The 16205-nt window shown below is 36.7% G+C and carries 16 protein-coding genes; 8 read left to right on the top strand and 8 right to left on the bottom strand.

Going from position 1 to position 16205, the window contains the following annotated elements:
- The first annotated feature begins 158 nt into the window (after positions 1-158).
- The 3 genes from ACEN4I_RS05875 (at position 159) to ACEN4I_RS05865 (ending at position 3354) form a co-directional block, all read left to right on the top strand.
- Entirely contained in the window at positions 159-980 is an 822-nt protein-coding gene (locus ACEN4I_RS05875; protein ID WP_407102372.1) for an alpha/beta fold hydrolase, read from the top strand.
- A 340-nt stretch (positions 981-1320) separates the two neighbouring features.
- Positions 1321-2220 carry a glycine betaine ABC transporter substrate-binding protein gene (locus ACEN4I_RS05870; RefSeq protein ID WP_407102371.1) on the top strand — a complete coding sequence of 300 codons (900 nt, stop codon included), beginning with the start codon at positions 1321-1323 and terminating at the stop codon, positions 2218-2220.
- Positions 2221-2868: 648 nt separating this feature from the next.
- Positions 2869-3354 (top strand): DUF2798 domain-containing protein, encoded by a 486-nt coding sequence (locus tag ACEN4I_RS05865; RefSeq protein WP_407125909.1) that lies wholly within the window; start codon positions 2869-2871, stop codon positions 3352-3354.
- 121 nt (positions 3355-3475) lie between these two features.
- On the opposite strand, the gene ACEN4I_RS05860 is transcribed toward ACEN4I_RS05865, so the two are convergent.
- The 6 genes from ACEN4I_RS05860 to ACEN4I_RS05835 form a co-directional block, all read right to left on the bottom strand.
- Positions 3476-4666, bottom strand: a complete 1191-nt coding sequence (locus tag ACEN4I_RS05860) for a coenzyme F420-0:L-glutamate ligase (RefSeq protein WP_407102368.1) — start codon at positions 4664-4666, stop codon at positions 3476-3478.
- 293 nt (positions 4667-4959) lie between these two features.
- Positions 4960-5457 carry a YcxB family protein gene (locus ACEN4I_RS05855; RefSeq protein ID WP_407102367.1) on the bottom strand — a complete coding sequence of 166 codons (498 nt, stop codon included), beginning with the start codon at positions 5455-5457 and terminating at the stop codon, positions 4960-4962.
- 250 nt (positions 5458-5707) lie between these two features.
- Entirely contained in the window at positions 5708-5863 is a 156-nt protein-coding gene (locus ACEN4I_RS05850; protein WP_407102365.1) for a Fic family protein, read from the bottom strand.
- A gap of 61 nt (positions 5864-5924) precedes the next feature.
- Positions 5925-6047, bottom strand: a complete 123-nt coding sequence (locus ACEN4I_RS05845; protein WP_407125910.1) for a hypothetical protein — start codon at positions 6045-6047, stop codon at positions 5925-5927.
- Between the two features lie 274 nt (positions 6048-6321).
- Positions 6322-6753 carry an ImmA/IrrE family metallo-endopeptidase gene (locus ACEN4I_RS05840; protein ID WP_407102363.1) on the bottom strand — a complete coding sequence of 144 codons (432 nt, stop codon included), beginning with the start codon at positions 6751-6753 and terminating at the stop codon, positions 6322-6324.
- A complete protein-coding gene (locus tag ACEN4I_RS05835) occupies positions 6754-7113 on the bottom strand; it encodes a helix-turn-helix domain-containing protein (protein WP_407102362.1) in 360 nt (119 codons plus the stop codon).
- A gap of 282 nt (positions 7114-7395) precedes the next feature.
- On the opposite strand from ACEN4I_RS05835, the gene ACEN4I_RS05830 reads away from it, so the two are divergent.
- Genes ACEN4I_RS05830 through ACEN4I_RS05820 form a run of 3 tightly spaced genes read left to right on the top strand, consistent with a single transcriptional unit; the run spans position 7396 to position 10602 of the window.
- Positions 7396-7536: a YvrJ family protein gene (locus tag ACEN4I_RS05830; RefSeq protein WP_407102361.1), complete on the top strand. Its 141-nt coding sequence runs from the start codon at positions 7396-7398 to the stop codon at positions 7534-7536.
- 17 nt (positions 7537-7553) lie between these two features.
- Complete coding sequence (locus ACEN4I_RS05825; protein WP_407102360.1) at positions 7554-8360, top strand: glucosaminidase domain-containing protein; 807 nt, start codon at positions 7554-7556, stop codon at positions 8358-8360.
- Between the two features lie 43 nt (positions 8361-8403).
- Positions 8404-10602, top strand: a complete 2199-nt coding sequence (locus tag ACEN4I_RS05820; RefSeq protein WP_407102359.1) for a glycoside hydrolase domain-containing protein — start codon at positions 8404-8406, stop codon at positions 10600-10602.
- 170 nt (positions 10603-10772) lie between these two features.
- On the opposite strand, the gene ACEN4I_RS05815 is transcribed toward ACEN4I_RS05820, so the two are convergent.
- Entirely contained in the window at positions 10773-11291 is a 519-nt protein-coding gene (locus ACEN4I_RS05815) for a YcxB family protein (protein WP_407102357.1), read from the bottom strand.
- Positions 11292-12206: 915 nt separating this feature from the next.
- Positions 12207-13547 carry a dihydrolipoyl dehydrogenase family protein gene (locus ACEN4I_RS05810; RefSeq protein ID WP_407102355.1) on the bottom strand — a complete coding sequence of 447 codons (1341 nt, stop codon included), beginning with the start codon at positions 13545-13547 and terminating at the stop codon, positions 12207-12209.
- 570 nt (positions 13548-14117) lie between these two features.
- Between ACEN4I_RS05810 and ACEN4I_RS05805 the strand changes: the two genes are divergently transcribed.
- Together ACEN4I_RS05805 and ACEN4I_RS05800 are read left to right on the top strand one after the other, a co-directional pair.
- Positions 14118-15050, top strand: coding sequence for a PLP-dependent cysteine synthase family protein (locus ACEN4I_RS05805; RefSeq protein WP_407102354.1), 933 nt, complete (start codon positions 14118-14120; stop codon positions 15048-15050).
- Positions 15047-16204 (top strand): cystathionine gamma-synthase, encoded by a 1158-nt coding sequence (locus ACEN4I_RS05800; RefSeq protein WP_407102353.1) that lies wholly within the window; start codon positions 15047-15049, stop codon positions 16202-16204. Before ACEN4I_RS05805 ends, ACEN4I_RS05800 begins: the two co-directional genes overlap by 4 nt.
- Position 16205: the final 1 nt, after the last annotated feature.

The raw sequence follows: 16205 nt of genomic DNA, 5'->3' as shown, positions 1-16205 counted from the left end.
CCATAAGTTGGGTCCTTTTTATTGGTCTTGGATAAGTCATCCAAGTTCAGTATAAAGGACTTTTTTGCATATTGGAATAGGATACATAACATTGTGAAACATATTATGTTTCATGCAACACTAGTGAACATGCTTATATAAAAACCAATGGTATAACCTTGCATGTAGCTCAGCAGGGGCCAAAAGATGGGGAACTGATTCTTTTATTGCATGGGTTTCCTGAATTTTGGTATGGATGGCATAAGCAAATGGCGTTTTTGGCCAATCAAGGATTCCGAGTATGGGCACCCGACCAAAGAGGGTATAATCTGAGCGATAAACCCGCTAAAGTAAGCGACTATCGAATCGAACAACTAGCTGCAGATATTGCAGGGTTGATCAAAGCATCTGGGAAAGAAAAAGTATTTCTTGTGGGTCATGACTGGGGAGGCATTGTAGCCTGGAGAGTGGCTAGAGCGTATCCAGAATTGCTGCATAAACTGGTGATTCTCAATGCTCCGCATGAAGCAGCTATGAAAGAACAAGTCCTGCATCATCCATTCCAACTCTTTAGGAGTTCTTATATAGCGTTCTTTCAAATGCGCGGGCTCCCGGAGAAATTGTTCAGCGTATCAAATTGGGAACCGGCAGCGAGGGCGTTGCAAAGTACCAGCCGAAAAGGAACCTTTAAAGAAGAAAATCTGCAGTATTATCGAACTGCTTGGTCTCAGCCAAATGCTATGCGCTCCATGATCAATTGGTACCGAGCTTTAGCCAGCAAATCGATCGGAAAATCAGGTGTTCCCAATCAAGTAAATGTGCCCGTTTTTGTGATATGGGGTGCTCAAGATCAGTTTTTAGGTTCTGATTTGGCAACGGAAAGTCTTGAATTTTGCGAAAGTGGTCGAGGTGTGCTGCTTGGTGAAGCAACTCATTGGGTACAGCATGAAGAAACCGAACAGGTCAATAAATATATACTCAGTTTTGTGAATGAGAACTAAATCACCGAAGCCTAAGGCAAAGCAATGACGGATAGAGCATATGCTTTGCTTTTTTTTGCGTACTTTCTTAGTCGATTTGAAACCAGATTCTATTCATGTTACGTTAAATGGTAGCTATATAAAATCGGTGACCTACTCTAAAGACAGGGGAGGCCTTAAGATGGAACGGTAAATAAGCAACATAAGAAGTAAGTGCTGTACATGAGGTTATCGTGAAGAGATAAAAGTAATGGACAAAAGACTAATTGTCTGGAGTGTTGGTGTTGACGCAACACAACTGTGGACTAAGGATTAGCCAAATAAAAAAAGCACTGAGCTTTTTAAATCAATGGAGGAAAATATGATTAAGAGAAGATTTTTGGGAATGACAGTTGGAATGACGGCGGCTTTATTATTGGCGGGGTGTGACAGTAATGAAGAAGCAACTAGCGATGAAAATATGAGTATCAGTGAAGCAGTAGACTATACGATTACTGGAATTGAACCTGGAGCGGGCTTGACAGGGCTTGCACATACTGCTTTAGAAGAATATGAGAATCTAGAAGGTTGGGAATTGGCAGAAAGTTCCACTGCAGGCATGTTGACCTTGCTGGGAGAAGCTATTGAAAATGAAGAACCTATTATTGTAACCGGATGGGCTCCGCATTATAAATTTACGCAATACGATCTGAAGTTTATTGAAGATCCCAAGGGAAGTTTAGGAGGTATTGAAAGCATTCATACGATTGCTCGAACAGGTTTTGAAGAAGAAATGCCGAATGCAGCTCAGATCCTGGATGCTTTCGAATGGGAAGTTGAGGACATGGAGTCCGTGATGTATGAAGCTCAAAGCAGTTCATTTGAAGAAGCGTCAATGAGTTGGATCGAAGCGAATCAAGATAAAGTAGATTCGTGGTTGGAGGGAACTGAGTCTGGGAATGGAGAAGAAATCGACATTGTCTCTACACCTTGGGACACTGAACGCGCATCTGGAAAAGTGATAGAACTAGTATTAGAACAACAGGGATACGATGTTACTGTGTCAGATGTTGATCCAGCAATTTTGTTTGAAGCTATTGCAAATGGAGAAGCCGATGTTTCCATTGCTCCATGGCTGCCTATGACTCACGAAGCCTTTTATGAAGAACACAAAGATAACATTGTAGATATGGGACCTAACTTGACAGGCGCTCAAAACGGCTTTGTCGTACCAGCATACATGGATATTGATTCCATCGAAGACCTAGAACCAAAAGAATAGAGAGAGTGGAGCGAGGCGTTTAGCTTTCCGGATATAAGGCGAGGCAATTCAGTTGATGCTTTTTATCAACAGAATTGCCTCGCCTTATAAACGCGTAAGCTGCCTCGCGCAACTCGTTTAAAATAGAGAGTGAAACAGAGCGTTTAGACCATCAACTATAAGAAAATCCCCACAGACAGGTGCTTTTTACCTGACTGTGGGGATTGGCTTATAGGCGTATGGTCTGCTCTGTGCAACTCATTTAGAATAGAGAGTGAAACAGAGCGTTTAGAATCAGAGCACAACTAAACGAGATTGGGACAAAATTTTCAGCAACTTAAAAAACGTTCATTGCGAAATTGCAGTGAACGCTTTTTTTGTCTTTCTATAAGTAGTGAATCAGGATTTCTGGACTAAACTACGATATTCTCGCTACATTTTTAATCATTGGTTTACTTATTTAAGGTCAACAACACTCCGTTGTTTGGCTTATGACTACTACATACTGTTGCACTGATAAGTGAAGCAAAATGAAATAAAAATATGCGTTTTTTTATTTTCATATAATTTTCATGAAAATATTTCTTACACAAATGACTACTTTTATGTATACTTATTTTTAGACACAAAAAAGGAGTTTTTATTATCAAAGAATTGAAAGAAAACAGATTGCCAAGAAATGCCAAAGAAGGAATATTGTACGGTGCTATTATTTGTGCGATATCAGCACTAATTATGAGTGCAGTAAATATCAGCTTAAATTTCGAGACATTTAATGCACAAGTTGCACTAATTATTCTTAAGTCCTTCCCGATTGCTTTTATCATCGCAATGTTAATGGAAAATTTTATCGTGGGACGTATTGCAGAAAAAATGGTTCATCGTTTTTCTGATGCTAATGATGGGTTTAATGCAAAAATATTATTTACGGTCTTTTTCACTGTTATCGGTATGTCATTCACAATGACGATAATTGGAGATATGCTTGGAAATGGAATTAGCTTAGCTTCTTTTGCCGCATTATCTCATTGGCCTAGAAACTTTTGTATTGCTTTATTCTGTGAGTTATTAATTGCTCAGCCACCTGCTCGTTTGGCTATGAAAAAAATACATTTACGTCAAGAAAGCAACTTGACTGCAAAAGATAACACTTAATTTCTTTACCAACGTTAGAAGATGAAGAGATCTAAAAAAGCACCCTGAAAAGCCAACTTGACTTTTCAGGGTGCTTTTATTGGCTAGGTTTTATCCCAGCATCGTTTACTATCAACATATATTATTTTGTATAGTTATCGAAGTAACCTTGGATGTAGATCATTGGTGTTCCTTTGTCTCCACTACCAGAAGTTAAATCAGATAATGAACCGATTAAATCTGTTAGTCGACGAGGAGTTGTTCCTTGTGCTTCCATAGCACCCACCAAGTCTTCGTCTTTATTGGTGATGTATTCAGAAATAGCTTGTTTCAAATCGTCTCCACGAAGATCAGAGAAGTTGTTGTCAGCTAAATATTTTAATTTGACTTCGTTAGGTGTTCCTTTAAGGCCTTCAGTAAAACCAGGAGATACAACTGGATCAGCCAATTCCCAAATTTTTCCTACGGGATCTTTGAACGCACCGTCACCATAAACCATTACTTCAACAGTTTTGCCAGTCAATTCTTTGATTTTTGCTTGGATAGAATCAACGATTGGTTGACAGTTATTTGGAAATAGTTTGACACTTTCTTCAGTCGCTTTATTTGAGCCTAATAAACCGTAAGCTTCATTAAAGCCGCTACCGTTGATCGACTCACTAAGGATATCATCAAGACCGTATACTTTTACAGCGCCATTGTCTTTTAAGATACGTTTTGTTCTAACACGAGAATGAATATCACAAGTTAATACACTCTTAGTGTAATTCAATATGGTTTTTGGATTGTTTGAAAAAATAACTTCGCATTCAGCGCCTTCTGCTTCGACTAAACCTTTGTAATATTCGATATAGTCTACGCCAGTAAATGGATGATTGACATGACCGAAGTATTGACGGAATTGAGCTTCAGTTAAAATATCTTTCCATGGGTTGATACCTTGAGTATCTAATTCATCAATGTTTACCAAGTGATTTCCCACTTCATCAGATGGGTAGCTCAACATTAGAACCACTTTTTTTGCTCCACGGGCAATTCCTTGCAAATTATTTGCAAAGCGGTTACGACTAAGGATAGGGAAAATAACTCCGATTGCGTCATCTGCAAATTTTGATTTTACATCCGTTGCGATGTCATCGATCGTTGCGTAATTTCCTTGGGCACGAGCTACAATAGACTCAGTTACAGTTACAATATCGCGGTCATCAATTGAAAAACCTTCAACTTTTGATGCATTTAAAACTGTATCTACTACAATTTGCTCAATGTTGTCTCCTTGATTGATGATCGGGCCACGAAGTCCTCTTACTACTGTTCCAACTACTCTTTCCAATATAATCTCTCCTCTAATAAGGTAAGCTAATTTCAAACCATTATTAACTATACCTTTTTATTGCAAAATTGTAAATTCCAGTCAAAGATTTAAGATGACTTCAAAATGCGTTTTCCTTTCGGCTAACGTCAGTAAAACGGCATTTGATTTCAACTTGTTTCTTATAACAGTATCGACTTTCCAAAGGCCGAATGTTTTGTGAATTCCAATGATTTCTGGACGCTCGTCTATGGGATCTCGTAATATTCGCTTGTTAAGATTAGGTTGGAAGAGACTTTTTTTATTCAAGAAAATTAAAGTATGAAGTTTTTAGTTTTTCGTGAGAGAAGTTTGCTGAAATCACTAACATCTTCTTGTGTTTTAAAAAAGGATGTTGGAATAAAGAGTAAGGCCTGAGAATTTATGTATATAAGAAACATATCGCTAAACTCATACGATTTAAGCATGTCCTTCCATTCATAAAATCGGTCCAATTCATTTATCATTTCAATTTTTAGACCGATATTATTTGCAATATACGTTGTCTTATTACTTAGAGTAGGGTTTAAACTGTACATTGACTCTGTTCTTTTTTTTATTAAAATTCTACTGCCGATTATACCTAATATTAATCCTAATCCTACTGTACCCACTGTTAATAAAAGAATGACAAATGGTGATGCATAAGATAAATTGTCGATTGCATTATAGAGAATATAAGACGCAATAACTACTATAAGAGCACTATATATTAATGATTTTTTGCGCCGGATTCGCAATTGATAACGATTAGATTTATGAAGATCATCCAATTTCAAACTACCTGTAAACACTATTCCTTTTTTTCTTCTTCCATAACTAAACCTCCTCGTACTGTTGTGTAAATATTTTAGTCATACTGTATCTGTTTTTTACCTATATTATGAAAGGCTTGCATTCGTTTTTGCTCTTTTTCTAGTCTCTCTTTTGCAAATTGAGAGAAGCTTTCTACGTCTTGGTTGGCCAAAAATTCGACATATTGCCCTTGGTTTCTTTTTCTATAATAAGTGGCGGTAATCCTTCTTATAACAACGAATACATCATTATCATCCGCCCTGTTCGCCCATTTCCGTCGGAGAACGAATGGATTTGTTCAAATTGGATATGTGTATCCAAAACCGCTAATAACTTGTCATCGCTCGTCTTAGCGTTATCTAACCGATACTGCAGGTTATTCACTAGCTAAGATACCAGTAAAGGTATTTCAGCTGGATAATCAGTTTGAAATTCGACACTGTAATCATATTTCCACTTTTTTAAACAGTCCTTTATCGTACTGCATGCTAGCGATCCACAAATAAGCATGACTCTCTGTAACGATCGTTATAGAGAGTGAATCTCCATTGATTAAATAATCAGCCATTCTTTCAAGCACTTGTTTATGGTTCTCAATTTCATAAAATTTTCTAACTAACGCAGGTAAAGATACAGTTTTGTCTTCTATTCCTGCTGAGTGATGGTCTAAGCAAACAAGAACATAATTCCAATATTCCTGTGTGGATGTATAAAAAAAATTTCTCTGAATCAATGAATAATTACAGTGATCTCATTGAGTAAAAATATATATTTGTTATTAATCTGTACAGCAATTATGCACAGATTAATAACTTTTGATGTCTTTTAAAGGGAAAAAATACCTACTTTGTTAAATAAAATTCTACTTCTTCAGAAACACCATAAAGGTTTTGAAGATGTTGAAACGTTTCTGGTGGATAGCCATAATCTTCTTTATACAATTCAAGCATTAAATTCCCTGCAAAAATACTGGCTTCTCTTTCAAGCGTTCCTTTTCCATTTCTTTGCGTCGTGTAGTAAGCACTAAGGTTTTCATGTTCAAGAGCATGATATAATTCATGAGCTAATACAAAGTAACGTTCGTTTGCGTCAATTAAATTTTCATTGAGCAATACCAGTGTTTCCTCTTTAAACCGAACGGTTTCTCCCTTTGGCGTTTCTCCAAAAGGAACAAACAGGACGTCTATGCCTTTATTTTCCGCTAAACTAAACGGATCATACGTATGATAATCTGTATACAATTGTTGAATCAAATTATTCCAGTTTTCACTCATTTAATCCCTTCTCTTTTTAAGCCTATCCCAAAAGACCGCTTTTAAAACGTCTTGTACGCGTTGCTTGTCTTCTTCAGTTAAATCTTCTCCCCCATAAGCCATATGGACATTGTTGTTTAGGATTTCTTCTAAGTCAATGAGATCTTCTGGTGTGGCCCATTTTGGAACATCTCGCCCTAAAAGGTAATCGGTAGAAACTTGGAAATAATCGGCTAATTTATTGAGTATTTTATTATCTGGTTCTCTTGTTCCTTGTTCATAATTGGCGTAAGTTGTTCGAGCGATTTCGAGTATTTCAGCCATTTCTCCTTGCGTCAACCGTTTGGATTTGCGGAGTTCTTTTAACTTATGAGTATCCATAGTGCACCTCTGTTAGTATTTTCTATCTTTATTGTACACGTATTGAAACAAAAAACAAATAAAATTACACAATATTGAGTAAAAATCATTGAATATCTTCAAAATGAGTAGTAAAGTGTAATTACACATAAAGAGTACAAAATGATTTATCTCTAAAAAAGCAGATTAAAACGGCAAAAGATTGCTGTAAAATATTCTCAAAAGAAAATCGTTCTATCAAAATAAATATTTTTTTACTATACAACTACTCTTTATGTGTAATATAAGAAAGGAGATATTGTTATGGAAGAATGGGGAAACTTTATTTCGACTATTGGATTTCCTGTTTTTATCACCATTTATTTATTGGTTCGATTAGAAAAAATAATCAATAAAATGATGGACTCTTTAGAAGAATTAAAAGAGCTGCTTCGGGAAAAATAGAGAGGAGGTGATACAGTATGGCAAAAGTTAATTTTTTAAATAATCTTCACTCAGGAGCGATGGCTACATTCGATGACTATGATATCTTACCTTCAATCACTTCCGCTCAAGCTATTCTGGAAAGCAATTGGGGAAAGTCCAAATTAGCACAGGAATGCCGCAATTTGTTTGGTATTAAGGCAGATAAGAGCTGGAAGGGTGAAAAGAAAGCCTATTCGACAAAAGAATATGACAAAAATGGCAATCTATTTACCGTTACGGATTATTTTAGGAAATATCCTTCTTATGAAGAATCATTGAAAGATCATGGAAAGTTTTTTAATGAAAATCAACGCTATGCTGACGTGATTGGGTTGAGAGACTATAAGAAACAAGCGAGAGCCATTCAAACCGCTGGTTATGCTACGGATCCCCAATATGCAAGCAAACTCATTCAGATAATTGAACAAAATGAGTTGCAAAAATGGGACCGAGAAGTCCTTACTCAAACTTCGTTTGAGAAGCCGAACAAAACGACCATGCATAAAGTAACAAAAGGCGAATCGCTATCCGAAATAGCCGAACAATATGCTGTCTCCGTCCAGTCAATCGCTACGGCAAATCAATTGGATAATCCAAATCTTATTTATCCAGATCAACAACTGATTATCCCTGTTAGTTCTCATATGCAGTCGAAAGAAGAGCACTATGTCGTAAAACCAGGAGATACCTTATCTTCCATTGCTCAACAATTCGATACGTCTATCCAAAAATTAGCAACAGAGAACTATATTTCGAATGTGAATCATATTAAAGTCGGACAAACGCTTAAAATTAACTCTTAAAAACGAAAGCAATATAAAAATAAGTAGAAAGAAGGAATAGAAAATGGCTGATGAAATGGTAAAAAAAGCTCAAGAGTGGGTAAATGGAGAATATGGAGAACATCCAGGTTATCAAGAAATTACTGCGAATGGAAATACCGGTTGGTCTACGATGTACGCACTTACTCGAGCACTTCAAATAGAATTAGGGATTACGGCAACTTCTAACAGCTTTGGGGAAACAACCTTAGCCGAGTTCACACAACAATACGGGACTATTGGCCAAGGACAAAACGATAGCAACTCGAATATTGTAAAAATTATTCAAAGCGCTCTTTATAGTAAAGGTTATGGTCCAGGCGGGATTACAGGAACCTACGGCCTAGGAACTGCAGCTGCCGTTTTGGAAATGAAAACAGATATGGGGTTATCTGGAACTGATGGAACAGTAACACCAAAAATATTTAAAGCATTGTTAACAATGGACGCCTATATTCGAATTGGTAGTGGGACTACAAAAGTTCGTACGATTCAACAATGGTTAAACAATCGTTATCAAAATAGAAGAGATTTCTATTTACAACCAACTGATGGAATTTATCAAAGAGGAACTCAAAAAGCGTTGATCTATGCTCTGCAATATGAAGAAGGTTTATCTGATGATGTAGCGAATGGGAATTTTGGACCTACTACAAAAGCAAAATTACCAACTTTACAAAATGGTAATCGTGATGGAACCACTCAATTCGTTCATTTATTACAGGCAGCTCTGTGTTTCAATAACTTTGAAGTTGATTTTGATGGTTCTTTTGGGCCTGGTACTAAAGAGAAAGTTGTTGCTTTTCAAACTTTTTCAGCCTTACAGAATAATGGAATTGTAGGTATACAGACCTGGTCTTCTTTACTGGTGAGTACCGGGGATCCAAGTAGGAAAGGAACGGCTTTAGACTGTGTAATGGAAGTAACTCCAGCAAGAGCACAAACCCTTGTAAACGCTGGTTATGAAACGGTTGGGCGTTATCTAACCAATGTTGAAGGGACGACTTTGAATAAAAAAATTCAACCTGGCGAACTAGAAACGATTTTTAACGCTGGTTTAACAGTATTTCCTATTTACCAAACGTATGGTGGAGCTGCTAGTTATTTTAACGAAGACCAAGGAACTTTAGATGCCATTGCTGCTCACAATGCGGCAAAAGGATATGGTTTTTCAGATGGAACAATCATTTATTTTGCAGTAGATTATGATTCAACTGATGATGAAATTACGAATTCTATATTGCCTCATTTTGAATCGGTTTATTCTAAAATTACAGAATTAGGCTCCTATAAAGTAGGGATTTATGGAACTCGTAATGCTTGTTCCCGAGTATCAAATGCAGGATATGCAGTAACCAGTTTTGTGAGTGGCATGTCTACTGGGTTTAGTGGTAATTTAGGTTTTCCTTTACCAAGTAATTGGGCATTTGATCAAATCTCTACGATTACGTTGGGTAGTGGAGATGGACAAATTGAAATGGATAATAATATCAAGTCTGGAAGAGACAATGGTGCTAGCAAAGTGATTAGAACAGACGAATATATCATTGAACAAGCCTTAAAGAGTACAGTTAAAGGGATTTTTCCATTCAGCGAGATATTTAACTATAGCGTAGAATTGGATGGTAAAACTCATGTAATCAATGACAATCTATACTATAGATTGGAGTATAAAGCATCTAGAGAGATTGAATTTGGAGAAGGAAATCCAATGAATACGATTGCCATATCAAGTGATGGTACACCTATGATGACGACGTCACTATTAAATGCAATAGCTTCTGGTGAATCTATTGCTAATGATTTAGAGTTGGATCTGGATACTGGAAGCCTTATATATAGTTTTGGATCTAACATTGGTGGCACTGGTTTTATCTCAACTTATATATCTATATCTTCAAAATTAGAAGTGGAATATAATTATGAGATTACAAAGCCAGTGACCTTATTAAGTGGTGTAATCATTGCTCCTAAAATCATTTTTACTTTAGTTTTAAAAAACACGAGTAATCCTAATAATCCAAACCTGGTACCTGTGGAAACGGTTGAACCATATACAGTTCCTCAACTTACTACAACGGAAAAAGTTGCAATAGGCACAACTGTTGTGCTTATTGCATTAGCCGCTATTGGAGCTAGTGTTGTTTCAGGAGGAGCAGGCGCGCCAGCTGCTTTTTCTGCTGCTGGGTTAGTTATAACTACAATGTTATCTAGTAACAATTAAAGTATTTTAAACAATAAAATTAAGGATGGTATGAGCTTAAGTCAAATCATCCTTAATTTTTTATTTAGGTAATTAATAACACTAACTATTTAATGAGTGTATCTCTAATTGCATATTAATAATTAGAAATTATTAATATGACAATTATTCTTTTACAGGTTAGTAACCATTTAACTTCTGAAATGCACTTTATTAGAATCTAAATGGTTAGAAACTAAGTCTTTAAAGAAGTCTATATCTTTTTTAGAATCAAAACATCTTTTTGGAAATAAAGTTGCCGTATAAGCAGAATAGTAGAAAACAAAACCATATTTTAGTTCTCTGATTGAATATAAGTAAGTCCATTCACGATGATTTTCGCTATTTTCTGTAGTCAAATCAAAGCCTAAATCGCTAAACTTAATTATTACTTCTTTTCGTAAACTATAATTACTTCTATATTCTTTCCTAGCCCTATAGCTTAAAACAAAGAATATTATCGGAAGTATAATAAAAAGAATTAATACAGCAGAAATGATGATATTCATAAGTAACGGAATTTTTATTAATACATAAAAAACTGCTATATAAAGGAAAAAAAAGCATATTAGAACGAATGCAGTAGACCTTATTTTCATATATAAAGATAAAAATACATATTCTTTTTCTGTTAATTCTACTCGCGTAGTAATACTCTCTTCATTATTCATAAAGTGCCTCCTAGTGAATCTTATTAAGTTTAAAAGTACGACCTAGATAATTCATAGTTTTATAAGTTTGGGATCTAAAACCGTGTTTCTTAAATGTTTATAAGGAATTTATTTTTTCACCCATTTGGTGCGTGAAAAAAAACACCTTTCTGTTAATGTAGATTTGACGAAAATACAAAACAGAGGTGTTCTATATGTCAAATTTACGCGATAATCGACTCAGTTTCAATAAAAATGTTCCTGCCAAAAATTCGACATGCTTAGCTTTGGTTTCTTTTTCAATAATAAGCAGCGGAAATCCTTCTTGTAATAAAGAGTATATCATGATCATCCGACCTGTTCACCCATATTCATCCGAGAATGGACAAAGTAGTTCAAATTGTATGTATCTAAAATGGCTAAAAGCTTGACATTGCTTATTCTATTCGTTTCCGATCGGTGTTGAAAATTATAGATTAGTTGCATTATGAGTAAGGACGTTTCAGCTGAAGAAGCTGTTTGAAATTCTGCACCTATAAGCATACTTTCGTTCTTTTTAAATTGTCCTTTATCATACTGCTGCAAGCGATCCGTTAAATCAGCATGAATCTATTTAACGATCGTTGCAGAGAGTGGTTCTTCATTGATTAAAGGGATGAAGTAAAAAGTTTTTTATCTTGGTTTCAGAAATGGGTCTATGGAGGGAATATAAAAAAAACGTCACCTTCTTTATTAAATCAATCATTCTCTTAAAATAATTTCCAAGGAAGACCAATCTTTATGCTGCTAATGAGGCGCTCAAACCTATAAGTCTAGCAATGGTCTTCCTCTTTTTTTGTCAACTTAAAAAACAATCGTCATCTTTAGTCTCTACCACCGAATAGTTTACACTAGGCAATGATTCATCAGACAAAAATCAGAAAAATTTTGTTCAGATCAAGAATAAAAATAAGACAAATCGCTGGCAATAGTTGGATAAGCAAAAATGTGTTTAGAGACTGCTGCAGCGGTAACTTTTTGCTCGATCAGCTGGCTGAAATAATTGATCAGTTCATCTGCTTCATTGTTCAAACAAGTGGCGCCTACTAATAAACCAGTTTTCTTATCTGTAACAACTTTGATTTTTGAGATAGACTCGTTTAATCGTCTGTAACTGAACCACTTACTGGCGTCTATAGTGGACAACTCGTAGTCATTTTCGTTATTCGCTGCTGTTTCTGGCGTTACGCCAACTTGGGCTAATTTGGGACCGGAAAAAACCATCGTAGGAATGCTTGGATAAGATATAGGATCAGTATTTTGTCCAGTCAAATGTGACACTAAATAGTCCGCTTCAAAACTCGAAACAGGGGTCAATTTAGGTTGGGTTTTAGACAAAACATCTCCGATCGCAAAAATAGCTGGATTGCTTGTTTGGAGAGAATCATTAACAGTGATCCCTTTTTTATCCCACTCAACTCCGGCATTTTCAAGGGCTAATGCTTCCGTATTCGGTATACGTCCTGTAGTACAGAAAACTAAATCGCTGTCTAATTGAAAGCTCGAATCATCAAATAATGAATAACCATTCGAAGTCGCTTCGATCTTAGAAACTTCTACGTTCAAATGGAAAGTTACCCCTTTAGCTTCTAATTGTTCTATTAGAAGGTCGACCAGTTCTCGGTCAAAGGCTTTAAGAGGACTATCATTGTGTTGGATCACATGTACTTTCGCACCTGCCGCATTAGCGATGGCCGCAAATTCAAAAGAGATATAACCACCGCCCACTAAGGTGATAGTATCAGGCATTTCTGGAAGAGACAAAAAGTCATTACTGTTTAGGAAATGCTTTTTCCCTTCAATATCCAGCAATGAGGGACGTGCACCAGTGGCAATGACAAAGTGCTCCGCTTTTAGTTTGTCTTCATTTACTTGTAAAGTTTGGCTATTGATAAATTCTGCCTTGCCAGTGAACGTTTCTACTCCAGACGATTCCAAGCTTTCTTTACTTTGTTTCGGCACAGGGGCAGTGAATGTTTCTTTAAAAGCCATGAGTTCTGTCCAATTCACATGAGGGACAGTTTCTAATCCTTTACCTTGTAGTTGCTGGGCACGATCTATAGCCTCAACGGCGGAAACCAAAACTTTTTTTGGATCACAACCTCGGTTTGGACAAGTTCCTCCCCATAGATCTTCCTCTATTATAGCAACTTTTTTACCCGCAGAGGCTAAACCAGAAGCTGCTGCCATACCACCTACACCACTACCAATGACTACTATATCGAATTTTTTTTCCATTGTTAAAATCTCCTTTACCAAATGTTTTTTCCGCTAATTATCTGTATCCTCTTTGTAACACAGAAATTGAGACAATAAAAACGAAAGAGCTTGTAAAAGCTGTTTTATTCGGAAGGGTATGAGTGGGGAAATTAATAAATATATAAAATCGGAAGAGATGCAACAATAAATTTACAACTTAGAAAAATAAAATTAAAAAAAATTTGACAGAAAAAAATTAGTTGTGTAAGATGATCTTAGTTAAAAAATACGTAAAAAAGAAAGGAGAGAATTCCATGCGCAAAATGAACTGTTGTTGTTTAGTATGTTGTTGTTGTTTAAATGAAAATAAACACTCATGCTTAACACCAGACTCATTTGCGTAATTCTCTCTTTTTATAGTGCTTTTCTATAAAGACAGATAACGGTTTCATACAATCTTTTTCTCCATAATTGGATTTAAAGGAATGAAACTAGTTTGTTCTGTTGAAAACACTTATAAAAACAAATGATGAATGCCAAAGTGTGCATGAGTAGAACGTTACTCATGTGCGCTTTTTTTGTACCTTAAATTAGAAAAGGAGTAAAAAAATGCCTGTTAAAACAATCATAGACTTGATTGGGAACACCCCGCTTGTCGAAATTGAAGGAATCAAAATTCCAAATGGCAACCGTATCCTAGCCAAACTGGAATCGTTCAATCCTGGCGGCAGTGTAAAAGATCGTTTAGGCTTCAAACTGCTGCAGGACGGGTTCGATAAAGGATGGATCAATAAAGATACCACGATCATCGAACCAACTGCCGGCAACACAGGTATTGGGTTGGCTCTGGCAGCACAAAATTTTGGCTTGCGGACGATTTTTACGGTTCCAGAAAAATTCAGTCTGGAAAAACAAATATTGATGGAGGCTTTGGGAGGAGAAATCGTGCATACACCTACTGAAAAAGGCATCACAGGAGCGATCGAAAAAGCTCGCGAACTGCAGCAAGCAATCTCCAATAGTTATATTCCATTGCAGTTTGAAAATCCGGCTAATCCTTTAACGTATTACGAAACACTCGGTCCGGAAATCAAACGGGACTTAGAAAATGAGAAGTTGACTTCATTTGTGGCAGGTGCAGGCAGTGGCGGGACGTTTACAGGGACAGCTGCTTATCTAAAAGAATGGGACAGCCGCATCCGAACGGCGATCGTTGAACCAGAAGGCTCGATCATTTCAGGAGGACCAGTTCACGGCCATGAAACGGAAGGTATTGGAATGGAATTTATGCCTGACTTTATGAAGAGAGAACAATTTGATGCTGTCTACACTATTTCGGATGAAGAAGCCTTTTTCTATGCCAGAGAATTAGCAAGAAAATCAGGTCTGTTGGTAGGAAGCTCAAGTGGAGCAGCATTTGCAGCCAGTATGAAAGAAGCAGAAATGCTGCCTTCAGGAAGTACGATCGTGACTATTTTTCCAGACAGCAGTGAACGTTATTTAAGTAAAAATATCTATCAAAAGGAGAATCAGACAAAATGAATTTAAAAACAGCTCTTATCCATGGTGGAATCAGTCGAGACAAAGCAACAGGTGCAGTGAATGTGCCGATTTATCAAACATCAACGTACAAACAAGAAAAAGTAGGGGTGCATAAAGGATTTGAATATTCACGAACGGGCAACCCGACTCGCTTTGCAGTCGAAGAATTGATCAAAGATATTGAAGGTGGAGTCAAAGGATTTGCTTTCGCCTCTGGTTCAGCAGGAACGCATACTATTTTCTCGTTATTTTCACAAGGGGATCATATCATAGTAGGTGACGATGTGTACGGTGGAACTTATCGTCTGATCAATTCTGTATTGAAAAGATTGGGGTTGACCTTTACGGTAGTAGATACGAGTGATTTAACGACTATCGAACCAGCTATTCTTCCAGAAACAAAAGCCGTTTTCTTAGAATCGCCTACTAATCCATTATTGAAAATCACTGATATTCAAGCAGTGGCTGAAATCGCTAAAAAACACGATTTGATAACGATTGTAGACAATACATTTGCTACACCTTATCATCAACGTCCATTGACATTAGGTGCGGATATTGTCTTACACAGCGCATCTAAATATCTAGGTGGGCACAGTGACATCGTGGCTGGTCTAGTAACTACAAGTGACTCACAAATAGCGGAACAAATTGGTTTTCTGCAAAATGCGATCGGCGGTATTTTAGGACCACAAGATAGCTGGATTTTACAACGCGGGATTAAAACATTAGGTATTCGGATGGATGCTCATGAAAAAAATGCTGCAGCTATCGTAGAGTACTTAGACAATCATGCGGCTATCGAAAAAGTTTACTATCCTGGATTAGAAAGCCATGTCGGACATGAGATCGCGAAGAAACAAACAAGCGGATTTGGCGGAATGGTCTCATTCGAATTGAAAGAAGGACTATCTGCTAAAGCATTTGTAGAGAAGCTGGAATTGATCACTTTAGCGGAAAGCTTGGGAGCAGTCGAAAGTCTGATCGAGATTCCAGCCTTAATGACTCACGGTTCCATTCCTAAAGAAGACCGCGAAAAATCAGGTATCAAAGATGAATTGGTCAGATTCTCAGTAGGCTTGGAAGATGCTGAAGATTTGATCGCAGATTTAGAGCAGGCTTTAACACATGTTTCATCATCTATGGAGGGATAAT

It is taken from the genome of Desemzia sp. FAM 23990 (assembly GCF_045528485.1).
Classification (GTDB): domain Bacteria; phylum Bacillota; class Bacilli; order Lactobacillales; family Carnobacteriaceae; genus Desemzia.
This window is presented reverse-complemented; position numbering and strand designations above follow the sequence as displayed.

What these genes read in the sequence shown, in the direction of transcription:
- ACEN4I_RS05870 (WP_407102371.1), top strand. Translation starts at nt 1,321, where the DNA reads ATGATTAAGAGAAGATTTTTGGGAATGACAGTTGGAATGACGGCGGCT.
- ACEN4I_RS05845 (WP_407125910.1), bottom strand. Translation starts at nt 6,047, where the DNA reads ATGGCTGATTATTTAATCAATGGAGATTCACTCTCTATAACGATCGTT.
- ACEN4I_RS05840 (WP_407102363.1), bottom strand. Translation starts at nt 6,753, where the DNA reads ATGAGTGAAAACTGGAATAATTTGATTCAACAATTGTATACAGATTAT.
- ACEN4I_RS05835 (WP_407102362.1), bottom strand. Translation starts at nt 7,113, where the DNA reads ATGGATACTCATAAGTTAAAAGAACTCCGCAAATCCAAACGGTTGACG.
- ACEN4I_RS05830 (WP_407102361.1), top strand. Translation starts at nt 7,396, where the DNA reads ATGGAAGAATGGGGAAACTTTATTTCGACTATTGGATTTCCTGTTTTT.
- ACEN4I_RS05825 (WP_407102360.1), top strand. Translation starts at nt 7,554, where the DNA reads ATGGCAAAAGTTAATTTTTTAAATAATCTTCACTCAGGAGCGATGGCT.
- ACEN4I_RS05820 (WP_407102359.1), top strand. Translation starts at nt 8,404, where the DNA reads ATGGCTGATGAAATGGTAAAAAAAGCTCAAGAGTGGGTAAATGGAGAA.
- ACEN4I_RS05815 (WP_407102357.1), bottom strand. Translation starts at nt 11,291, where the DNA reads ATGAATAATGAAGAGAGTATTACTACGCGAGTAGAATTAACAGAAAAA.
- ACEN4I_RS05810 (WP_407102355.1), bottom strand. Translation starts at nt 13,547, where the DNA reads ATGGAAAAAAAATTCGATATAGTAGTCATTGGTAGTGGTGTAGGTGGT.
- ACEN4I_RS05805 (WP_407102354.1), top strand. Translation starts at nt 14,118, where the DNA reads ATGCCTGTTAAAACAATCATAGACTTGATTGGGAACACCCCGCTTGTC.
- ACEN4I_RS05800 (WP_407102353.1), top strand. Translation starts at nt 15,047, where the DNA reads ATGAATTTAAAAACAGCTCTTATCCATGGTGGAATCAGTCGAGACAAA.